This is a genomic window from Pseudoduganella violacea (genome assembly GCF_014191875.1).
Lineage (GTDB): Bacteria > Pseudomonadota > Gammaproteobacteria > Burkholderiales > Burkholderiaceae_D > Rugamonas > Rugamonas violacea_A.
In genome coordinates, this window is the sequence record NZ_JACHXD010000049.1 from 1 (window position 1) to 1,151 (window position 1,151).

Sequence of the window (1,151 nt, forward strand, 5' to 3'; positions counted from 1 at the left end):
TGGGGTCAGCAACTGTCTTGATTAAGGCATGTCAGTTGCTGACCACATAGTGTGATTGCGCAGCATGGCGTTCATGGTGACGAGCAGCTTGCGCATGCAGGCGACAATGGCGACTTTTTTCAGCTTGCCCGCATCGAGTAGTCTGGTATAGGTTTGTTTAAGTAGCACATTGTGGCGTATCGCCGATAAGGTGGCCATGTACAAGACGGCGCGCACCGAGGCGCGACCAGCCCAGATGCGCCGTTTACCGCGGAATTGACCGCTGTCGCGGTTATAGGGGCAGACGCCGACCAAGGCAGCCACCTGTTTGCGGTTCAGCTGCCCCAGTTCGGGCAGCTCTGCCAGCAGTGTGGCCAGCGTCACCTTGCCCACACCAGGAATGGAGGCCAGCAAATTGGCCTTGGCATGCCACACAGGACTGGCTTGGATGGCTTGTCCCAGATCGATATCGGCTCCCTTGATACGGCTTTTGAGCCAAACAATATGCTCGCCGATATCCTTGGCCATGCGCTCGGAAGCCTGTTTCTTCCGGTTTTCCTCGGCCGTGAGCATCTCGACCAATTGACGGCGACGCGTCACGACTTCTTCGAGCGCGCGCAGCTCCTCACTTTTGATTTGGCGTAGCGCTGGCTGGACGGCTTGGCCGAAGCGGGCCAGCATCAGGGCGTCACCCGCATCGGTCTTGGCGTGTTTGGCCAAGGCCCGGGCAAAATGGCGCGCCTGGTGCGGATTGACCACCACCACCGGCAAGCTGGCCATGGCCAGCACACTCACCAGCGGCATCTCCAGCCCGCCCGTCGCTTCCAGCACCACAAAGTGCGGCTTCAGCTCCAACAGCTTGGCGGCAATCTCGCGATGCCCCTCGCCCGTGTTGGCAAACTGGGTCCGATGGGACTCCGGATAGCTGTCCAGATCCAGCACATGCTTGCTGACATCAATCCCCACATACAGACCATCGGTTTGCGTTTGCATGATTCTTCTCCCATTCTTACGAATCCGGGGTAGATCCCCTGACAACTGTTCGGGTTTTCAGAATCGAGCAAGCCGCCCTTGGCTGACCCTCGGGATGCTATCCCACAGACCCATCAGGCTGGCATGCTCGCAAACGTAAATTTACAGGGTTATCACGATATAAGACCCCAATCGGACAC

General features: G+C 58.2%; 1 protein-coding gene. It reads right to left on the minus strand.

Annotation, left to right across the window (positions count from 1 at the left end; translation table 11 throughout):
- Positions 1-21: 21 nt before the first annotated feature.
- A complete protein-coding gene (locus tag FHS03_RS27870; RefSeq protein WP_183444185.1) occupies positions 22-972 on the minus strand; it encodes an IS110 family RNA-guided transposase in 951 nt (316 codons plus the stop codon).
- Positions 973-1,151 lie beyond the last annotated feature (179 nt).